This window comes from Pseudomonas juntendi, from assembly GCF_009932375.1.
In the GTDB taxonomy this organism is placed as follows: domain Bacteria; phylum Pseudomonadota; class Gammaproteobacteria; order Pseudomonadales; family Pseudomonadaceae; genus Aquipseudomonas; species Aquipseudomonas juntendi.
This window is the reverse complement of record NZ_BLJG01000140.1, coordinates 1-8,769: the sequence shown is the minus strand read 5'-3', so window position 1 is coordinate 8,769 and position 8,769 is coordinate 1. Positions and strand designations below refer to the sequence as shown.

Genomic DNA, 8,769 nt, shown 5'->3' with positions numbered 1-8,769 from the left:
GGGACCGCGCGCGCGAGCGCTTTTTCAAATCAGGGAGTGGCTGCCCTGTAACAAACGCCAGTCAGCCCTGCTGCGATCCCTGTGGGAGATTCTATGGTTCCTGGCAAGGGTAGCCGGAGCATCTTCAGCGCCTGTGAGATCGAGCGCCGCGCGGGCGGCGCTCGCTCTAACAGGCGCTGCCATACCTTGTGGCAAACACCTGTCAGCCCTAAGGCGATCCCTGTGGGAGCTGGCTTGCCGGCGATTGGGCCAGTACGGGCCACCCAGAAACCCGGGCAGAAAAAAGCCCCGCACTAGGCGGGGCTATCTGATGTCACTGGCAACGCGGGCTCAGTTCCCCTTCACCGGCTTGCCATCGACCGTGCCATCCTGCAGTACGATCACATACTCCTTGCCATCGGTCTCCACCTGGCGCAGTTGCACCAGCAGGTAGTCCCAGTTCTTGGCAAACCACAGCTCGGTGATGCGCTTGCTCTGGCTTGGGTCGCGCACGCGCTCGACCTTCACCGCATCGACCTGGCCGGTCTTGGTGGTGACTTTTTCAGTGCCCAGCACGCGGAAGTCGTAATTGTCGATCTCGTCGCCATCGACTACCTGGTAAGTCATGCTCTTCTTGCCTGCCGCCACGTCATGCTGCAAGGCCAGCTGGTAGGAAGACTTGTCCAGTACCCCGCGGTTGAGCGGCAGGGTAACGGCGTCGCCCCGGTCGCTACCGGTGATCTTCTTGGTGTTCCAGTCGAAGTTCAGGTCGACCTTCTTGGCCTTGCCCAGGCCACCACGCTCGAAGTGGTACTTCTGTGGCAGCAGGGTGTCGTTTTCCAGGCGCAGGGTGCTTTGCTCGGTCAGGCTGGCGATCATCATGGAAGCCTTGAAGTTAAGGTCCCAGGTACCGTTGGCATTTTTGACCAGGCTGCGCTCGGCGGTGCCGCTCATGGGCAGCTGCTTCCAGTCGGCGGTGTAGCTGGCCGAGAAGGGCTTCAGATCAGCTGCCTGGAGCGGCAGGGCGAGCACGGCGAGAGCCAAGAGCAGGGCACGACGCATAAGTTCTCCTAGGATCGAATCAAGTGACCGCTGGCCGCCAGCGGCTGGCCGTCCAGTAATGCACCCTGTTCGGCAAGGCGCAAGCGGCCTTCGGCAAACCAGCGCACTGCCAGCGGGTAGATCAGGTGTTCCTGCTGGTGAACCCGCTGGGCCAGGCTTTCGACAGTGTCGTCTGGCGCCACCGGGACTACTGCCTGTACGACCAGTGGGCCGCCATCGAGTTCCTCAGTCACGAAGTGTACGCTGCAGCCATGCTCGGCGTCGCCTGCCTCCAGCGCCCGGCGGTGGGTATGCAGCCCTTTGTACCTGGGCAGCAACGACGGGTGGATATTGAGCAGGCGGCCCTGATAGTGGCGCACGAAGTCGCCACTGAGGATGCGCATGAACCCGGCCAGCACCACCAGGTCCGGGGCAAAGCCGTCGATGCACGCCATCAGCGCTGCATCGAAGGCTTCACGGCCGTCGAACCGGGTGTGGTCGAGCACCGCGCTTTCAATGCCAGCGGCTGCGGCGCGTTGCAGGCCGAAGGCATCGGCGCGGTTGGAGACCACCGCACGAATGCGCACCGGGCTGTCCTGGCCTTGGCAACTGTCGATCATGGCTTGCAGGTTGCTGCCGGAACCCGACAGCAGTACCACGACATTGCAGGTCTTGCTCGGCATCAGTGTGCCTTGAGGTTCTGCAGCTCGACCTGGGCGGCGCCTTCGGCGGCTTCGGCGATGTGGCCGATGACCCATGGCTGTTCACCGGCGGCGCGCAGTTCGTTCAGGGCCGCTTCGACCTGGTCCTGGGCGACGCAGATGACCATGCCAACGCCACAGTTCAGCACGCGGTGCATTTCGTGCTCGTCGACGTTGCCTTTTTCCTGCAGGAAGTCGAACACCGCCGGGCGCTGCCAGCTGGCCACGTCTACCACGGCCTGGGCGTTTTTCGGCAGTACGCGCGGGATGTTGTCGAGCAGGCCGCCACCGGTGATGTGGGCCATGGCTTTGACTGCGCCGGTGTTCTTGATCAGCTGCAGCAGCGGCTTGACGTAGATGCGGGTCGGGGCCATCAGCAGGTCGGTCAGCGGGGTGCCGCCCAGCTGGGTGTTCTCGATGTCGGTGGCCGACACTTCGAGGATCTTGCGGATCAGCGAGTAGCCGTTGGAGTGCGGGCCGGAGGACGGCAGGGCGATCAGTGCATCGCCGGTGGCAACCTTGGAACCGTCGATGATGTCGGCCTTTTCCACCACGCCCACGCAGAAACCGGCCAGGTCGTAGTCTTCGCCTTCGTACATGCCAGGCATTTCGGCGGTTTCACCACCGACCAGCGAGCAGCCGGCCAGTTCGCAACCGGCACCGATGCCGGTGACCACGGTGGCAGCCACGTCGACATTGAGCTTGCCGGTGGCGTAGTAGTCGAGGAAGAACAGCGGCTCGGCGCCGCACACCACCAGGTCGTTGACGCACATGGCGACCAGGTCCTGGCCGATGCTGTCGTGCTTGTTCAGGTTCAGCGCCAGGCGCAGCTTGGTGCCGACGCCGTCGGTGCCGGAGACCAGCACCGGCTGCTTGTAGCCGGCCGGGATCTCGCAAAGGGCGCCGAAGCCGCCCAGGCCACCCATGACTTCAGGGCGTGCGGTGCGTTTTGCCACGCCCTTGATGCGTTCGACCAGTGCTTCGCCGGCGTCGATGTCTACACCGGCGTCCTTGTAGCTCAGGGAGGGTTGCTTGCTCATTGATCCAGGCCTTTAGGAGGGAGGGATTCTTAAAAACGACCATGGCGGCCAAGGCCGGCGGGTGAGCGACGGCTGCCTGAAACGTCAGTGGTCTGTGAAGGCGCGCGATTTTATCAGGGTTGCCGGGCAGCGGCCATCCTCAGGCCGACGGGCAGGCCGGTAAATTGCTGAAAAATGGCCCGGGGTGGTTGATGGGGTTGCATATGTATAAGCTGCAACCAGCGAGCCTCAGGCCGCAAGAAAATGCAGCGCCGCGTTGGCGCTGCATTAAGCTTGTAGCGTGAAGCTCACGGCTTGAAGCACGACTGGACGGAATCCTCGATGCGCTTGATCTCTATTCTGGCAGCCGGTTGCCTGGCCCTTGTGTCGGCCGCCGCCATGGCTGAAAACGTCTCCGACCTTTACCAGGTGCACGAACCGCTTGCGGGGCAGGGCGCCGAAGCGCGTACAGCCGCTACCGGCAAGGCCCTCGAAACCCTCATCCTGCGCCTGACCGGTGACCCCAAGGCGGTGCAAAGCCCTGGGTTGGCGGGCCTGCGCAAAGACCCGCAGCAAATCATCAACCAGGTCGGCACCGAGGCGGGCCCGCCGGAATCGGTTGTGGTCGAGTTCGACCCGGGCAGTACCGAACGCGCACTGCGCAAGGCCGGCCTGGCCTTGTGGGGGAGCAACCGGCCGTCGATCCTCAGCTGGTGGCTCAATGACAGTGTCGAAGGCAGCAGCCTGGTCGGTGATGGCCAGCCCAGTGCCCAGCCACTGCGGCGTGCCGCCCAGCACCGCGGTTTGCCGCTGCGCCTGCCGCTGGCCGACCTGCAGGAGCAATTGGTAGCCAATGCCAAGCAACTCGAAGGCAGCGACCCGGCGCCGCTGCGCGAGGCCGCCGAGCGTTACGGCGCCGACGCCATGCTGGCGGTGCATGCCCAGGAAGCCGATGGCAAGTGGCAAGGTAAATGGCAACTGTGGCTGGGTGACCAGCGCGAGCAGGGCACTGCCGAGGGCGCCGACCAGGCCGCACTGGCTGATGCCGTGATGCTGGCGGTGGGCAACCGCCTTGCACCGCGTTATGTCACCCGGCCGGGGGCCAGCAGCCAGTTGCAGGTGCAGGTGCAGGGGATGAACCTGCAGCGCTACGCCGAGTTGGCTCGGGTGCTGGAACCCTATGGCCCACGCTTGCAGTTGGCTGATGGCACCACCCTGACCTACGGCGTGACCGGCAACCGTGAGCAATTGCGTGCCCAGCTGGGCCTGGCCAAGTTGCAGGAGCTGCCGGTGGAACAAACCGCCGCAGTACCGGCCACGCCGGTGCCTACGGGTGGCCTGGCCCCGGCTACCGAGCCTCAACCTACACCCCCGCCGTTCGACGGCCTGCGTTTTCGTTGGTAAGGAGTACTGACATTGACTGACCTGCGTCGCTGGATCTGGCTGGGCGCCATACTGCTGGTTGTCGTGCTGCTCTATAGCTTGCACAACATTCTCACGCCCTTTCTGATCGGTATTCTGCTGGCCTACCTGGCCGACCCGCTGGTTGATTGGCTGGAGCGCCGCGGGCTGTCGCGGACCTGGGGTGTGGTGGTGGTGTTCGCGCTGTTCACCTTGCTGTTCATGGCGTTGTTGCTGGTGCTGGTGCCGATGCTGACCAAGCAGCTGGTGCGCTTGTACGAGCTGGCGCCGCAGATGCTTGACTGGTTGCAGCACGTGGCCTTGCCGTGGGTGCAGCAGCGGCTTGGCCTGGCCGATGGTTTCTGGAAGTTCGACAAGATCAAGTCGGCTATCAGCGAGCACATGGGCCAGACCACCGACATTGTCGGGGTGGTGTTGTCGCAGGCGACCGCTTCGAGCCTGGCGCTGATCGCCTGGCTGGCCAACATGGTGATGATTCCGGTCGTGGGCTTCTACCTGCTGCGGGACTGGGACCTGATGATGGCCAAACTGCGCAGCCTGTTGCCCCGCCAACAGGAACCCCAGATAGTCGGCCTGGCTGGCGAGTGCCATGAAGTACTAGGGGCCTTCGTTCGCGGGCAGCTGCTGGTGATGGTGGCGTTGGGCATCATCTATTCGGTGGGGCTGATGCTGGTGGGCCTGGAACTGGGCCTGCTGATCGGCATGCTCGCCGGCCTGGCGGCCATCGTGCCGTACATGGGTTTCATCATCGGCATCGGCGCGGCGCTGGTGGCCGGGCTGTTCCAGTTTGGCGGCGACCTGTACCCGATGCTGGGCATTGTCGCGGTGTTCGTCATCGGGCAGGCACTGGAAGGCATGGTGCTGACACCCTTGCTGGTGGGTGACCGCATCGGCTTGCACCCGGTGGCGGTGATCTTCGCCATCCTCGCGGGGGGCGAGCTGTTCGGTTTTACCGGGGTATTGCTGGCGCTGCCGGTGGCGGCGGTGATCATGGTGCTGCTGCGGCATGTGCATGATCTTTATAAAGAGTCGGACATGTATGCCGGGGACGTCGACCCAGAGCTGTAACCCCGGCCACCGCGTCGCGGCTTCATGAGGGGCGCTCCTGTCGTTGCGCAGTGTCGGGCGTTGCAGCGCAACCTGTTGATTTTGCTTGCGCTATCGGTTGCCGCGATTGTGCGCCCCGCGTTGCGGGTATAGACTTTGCAGATTGTTCACCTAAGGCCCCCTGCGGTCTCTTCGACTGCCCGCGAGCATGAAACCACCGATCCAGTTGCCCCTGGGTGTGCGCCTGCGCGATGACGCCACCTTCATCAACTACTATCCGGGCGCCAATGCTGCGGCATTGGGCTACGTCGAGCGGTTGTGCGAAGCCGACGCCGGCTGGACCGAAAGCCTTATCTACCTGTGGGGCAAGCAGGGTGTTGGCCGCAGCCACCTGCTGCAGGCCGCCACGCACCGTTTCCAGCAGCGCGGTGAGCCCGCGGTCTACCTGCCACTGGCGCAACTGCTCGAGCGTGGCGTAGGGCTGCTCGACTACCTGGCGCAGTATGAACTGGTCTGCATAGACGATCTGCATGTGATCGCCGGCAAGCCAGACTGGGAAGAGGCCATGTTCCACCTGTTCAACCGCCTGCGTGACAGCGGCCGACGCCTGTTGCTGGCCGCTTCGGCATCACCGCGCGAACTGCCGGTGAAATTGCCGGACCTGAAGTCGCGGCTGACCCTGGCCCTGGTGTTCCAGATGCGCGGCCTGTCCGATGAAGACAAGCTGCGTGCGCTACAACTGCGTGCCTCGCGCCGCGGCCTGCACCTCACCGACGAAGTCGGGCATTTCATCCTTACCCGCGGTGCACGCAGCATGAGTGCGCTGTTCGACCTGCTCGAGCGCCTCGACCAGGCATCGCTGCAGGCCCAACGCAAGCTCACCATCCCTTTTCTCAAGGAAACCCTCGGCTGGTAACCCCCTGAAATCCTTGGGCCAGAGCAGCAAAACGAAAAAGTCACATCTTTTTCGATAAAATTTGCAAATGGCCATGATAGAGGGCATAGTTTCCCCCTTCTAAAGGATTACAGACACGGTCGTGCCCATGCTGAAGCGCTTTGCACCCCTCGTGCCACTCGCACTCGTGACCCTGCTTTTTGGCTGCGCGGCCCAAGGCCCGGTTTCCCAGCCCCAGGATCACACCCCTGTCGCCGCTCAGGCGGCAGTTAAAACCCAAGCCTCGCCTTCGTCGGTATTCGGCGAACCGGAAGAGCTGGCTACCGAAGATGATCTGGCGTCGTTCTCCAGCAGCAAGCCTTACCAGCTGCCGGTTCTGGCCGACAGCATCCTGGAACGCGGCATGTCGTTGATCGGCACCCGTTATCGCTTCGGCGGTACCTCGGAAAAGTCCGGCTTCGACTGCAGTGGCTTCATTGGTTATCTGTTCCGCGAAGAGGCGGGCATGACCCTGCCGCGCTCCACGCGTGAAATGATCAACGTCGATGCCCCGAAAGTGGCGCGCAACAAACTCAAGCCAGGTGACCTGCTGTTCTTCAGCACCAATGGCCGCGGTCGCGTCAGCCATGCCGGCATCTACCTGGGTGACAACCAGTTCATCCACTCCAGCAGCCGCCGCAGCGGTGGCGTGCGCATCGACAGCCTCGGTGACCGCTACTGGAGCAAGACCTTCATTGAAGCCAAGCGCGCCTTGGCCATGGCGCCGACCAACATCGCGCGCAACTGATGGCAAAATGCTGTACCCTGCCACGGCGGTGATGCTTTTAAAAAAAGCTCGCCGCCGTGCGCATTTACAGAAAGCGTCTAATCTAATTTCTCAACTCTTTTCAGCTGCGGCGCAGCGGTCTCAGACAGGAAGTTATGGCCATGGCAACGATGGCGCGCTTCGCATTCCTCTCCTTGGCAACCTTGCTGGCTGCCTGTTCCAGCCGTGCCCCTGCGCCGGTCCCTGTAATAAAGCCCCAGGTCACCTCCTATAGCCAGGCCAGCCCTTCGCCGGTTGCCGATGACGTGTTGATTCGCGCCATTGGTCTGGTGGGCACGCCCTACCGCTGGGGTGGCAATACGCCGGATTCCGGCTTCGATTGCAGCGGCCTGATCAAGTACGTTTACCGGGATGCCGCCGGCATCAGCCTGCCGCGCTCGACGCGGGAGATGATCGTCATGCGGGCGCCCACCGTAAACCTCAACGCGTTGCAGTCCGGTGACCTGGTGTTCTTCGCTACCAGTGGCGGCTCGCAAGTCAGCCATGCAGGTATCTACGTAGGTGATGGGCGCTTCGTGCATGCCCCTTCTACCGGTGGCACCGTGCGCCTGGACTACCTGTCCAACAGCTACTGGGCCAAAGCCTACCTGCAGGCCAAGCGGGTGATTCCACAAGGGCACCTGGCGCAGAACCCCTGATAGCAGGGGATCGGGGCTACGGCGCGGTGGCGGCTGCCTTGCTCACCCGCCAGACCACGTTGCCCACATCGTCTGCCACCAGCACCGCTCCGCGTCCATCGTTGATGACACCGACCGGGCGCCCCTTGGCCTGGCCCTGTTCATCCAGGAAGCCGCTCAGCAGGTCCACCGGGCTGCCTGCAGGTTTGCCTGCGCGGTCGAACGGCACGAAAATGACCTTGTAGCCACTGTGAGGCTTGCGGTTCCAAGAGCCATGTTGCCCGACGAACGCGCCGCGCTGGAATGGCGCAGGCAGCGCACCCGGTTCGGCGAACGCCAGCCCCAGCGAGGCGGTGTGCGGCCCCACGGCATAATCGGGGACCAGCGCCTGGGCTACCTTTTGCGGCGCGGGCGGTTGCACACGGCTGTCCACATGCTGGCCGTAGTAACTGTAGGGCCAGCCATAAAAGCCGCCGTCCTTCACGGAGGTGATGTAATCGGGCACCAGGTCGCTGCCGATTTCGTCGCGTTCATTGACGGCAGTCCACAGGCTGCCGCTGTTCGGCTCCCAGGCCAGGCCGTTGGGGTTGCGCAGCCCGGTGGCGAACAACCGGTGCTGGCCGTTGGCCGGGTTCACTTCCCAGATCGCTGCCCGCCCTTGTTCCTTGTCCATTCCGTTCTCGGCGACATTGCTGTTTGAACCGACTGTCACGTAAAGGTGTTTGCCGTCGGGGCTGGCGATCACGTTCTTGGTCCAGTGGTGGTTCAGCGGGCCGCCGGGTAGCGCGGTTACCACCTGGCCTTTGTCGGTGATGTGGGTTGCGCCGCTTTGGTAATGAAAGCGCAGCAGCTTGTCGGTGTCGGCGACGTAGAGATCATCGCCTATCAAGGCCATGCCGAACGGTGAGTTCAGCCCCTCGATGAACGGCACCTGGGTTTCTGCCGAACCATCGTGATCGGCATCGCGCAGTAAGGTGATGCGGTTGGCGCTGGGTACGCCAGCCCCTGCACGCGCCATGACCTTTTTCATGGCCCAGCCGCGCAGGCCCTTGGCGTCATCCGGCTTGGGTGGGGCATTGGTCTCGGCCACGAGAACGTCGCCGTTTGGCAGCAGGTATAGCCAGCGGGGGTGGTCGAGGCCGCTGGCGAACGCGTTGACCTGAAGGCCGGGGGCTGCCGTGGGTTTTGCATGTTCCGGCCAGCCTACTGCTGGGGCGATGTT

At 63.4% G+C, this 8,769-nt stretch carries 9 protein-coding genes; 5 read left to right on the top strand and 4 right to left on the bottom strand.

All coding sequences use genetic code 11. From position 1 onward, the window contains the following. Positions 1-330 precede the first annotated feature (330 nt). Genes GYA94_RS18325 through purM form a run of 3 tightly spaced genes read right to left on the bottom strand, consistent with a single transcriptional unit; the run spans position 331 to position 2,761 of the window. Positions 331-1,041 (bottom strand): DUF3108 domain-containing protein, encoded by a 711-nt coding sequence (locus tag GYA94_RS18325; protein ID WP_054890579.1) that lies wholly within the window; start codon positions 1,039-1,041, stop codon positions 331-333. An 8-nt stretch (positions 1,042-1,049) separates the two neighbouring features. Beyond that, the gene (gene purN / locus GYA94_RS18320) at positions 1,050-1,703 is read right to left on the bottom strand and encodes a phosphoribosylglycinamide formyltransferase (RefSeq protein ID WP_161892831.1); all 654 of its coding nucleotides are present in this window, start codon (positions 1,701-1,703) and stop codon (positions 1,050-1,052) included. After that, positions 1,703-2,761, bottom strand: a complete 1,059-nt coding sequence (purM, locus tag GYA94_RS18315; RefSeq protein ID WP_009683953.1) for a phosphoribosylformylglycinamidine cyclo-ligase — start codon at positions 2,759-2,761, stop codon at positions 1,703-1,705. Before purM ends, purN begins: the two co-directional genes overlap by 1 nt. A 321-nt stretch (positions 2,762-3,082) precedes the next feature. Between purM and GYA94_RS18310 the strand changes: the two genes are divergently transcribed. The 5 genes from GYA94_RS18310 (at position 3,083) to GYA94_RS18290 (ending at position 7,568) form a co-directional block, all read left to right on the top strand. Continuing rightward, positions 3,083-4,144 (top strand): DUF2066 domain-containing protein, encoded by a 1,062-nt coding sequence (locus GYA94_RS18310; RefSeq protein ID WP_110680059.1) that lies wholly within the window; start codon positions 3,083-3,085, stop codon positions 4,142-4,144. A gap of 12 nt (positions 4,145-4,156) precedes the next feature. Beyond that, on the top strand, positions 4,157-5,230 hold the full coding sequence (locus GYA94_RS18305; protein ID WP_110680060.1) for an AI-2E family transporter: 1,074 nt from the start codon (positions 4,157-4,159) through the stop codon (positions 5,228-5,230). Positions 5,231-5,417: 187 nt separating this feature from the next. Beyond that, complete coding sequence (gene hda, locus GYA94_RS18300) at positions 5,418-6,125, top strand: DnaA regulatory inactivator Hda (protein ID WP_009683956.1); 708 nt, start codon at positions 5,418-5,420, stop codon at positions 6,123-6,125. Between the two features lie 127 nt (positions 6,126-6,252). Next, positions 6,253-6,891, top strand: coding sequence for a C40 family peptidase (locus GYA94_RS18295; protein WP_009683957.1), 639 nt, complete (start codon positions 6,253-6,255; stop codon positions 6,889-6,891). 140 nt (positions 6,892-7,031) lie between these two features. After that, the gene (locus tag GYA94_RS18290; RefSeq protein ID WP_161892830.1) at positions 7,032-7,568 is read left to right on the top strand and encodes a C40 family peptidase; all 537 of its coding nucleotides are present in this window, start codon (positions 7,032-7,034) and stop codon (positions 7,566-7,568) included. Positions 7,569-7,584: 16 nt separating this feature from the next. On the opposite strand, the gene GYA94_RS18285 is transcribed toward GYA94_RS18290, so the two are convergent. Then, positions 7,585-8,769, bottom strand: a 1,185-nt coding sequence (locus tag GYA94_RS18285; RefSeq protein WP_161892829.1) for a PQQ-dependent sugar dehydrogenase, incomplete at its 5' end; no start/stop codon positions are given.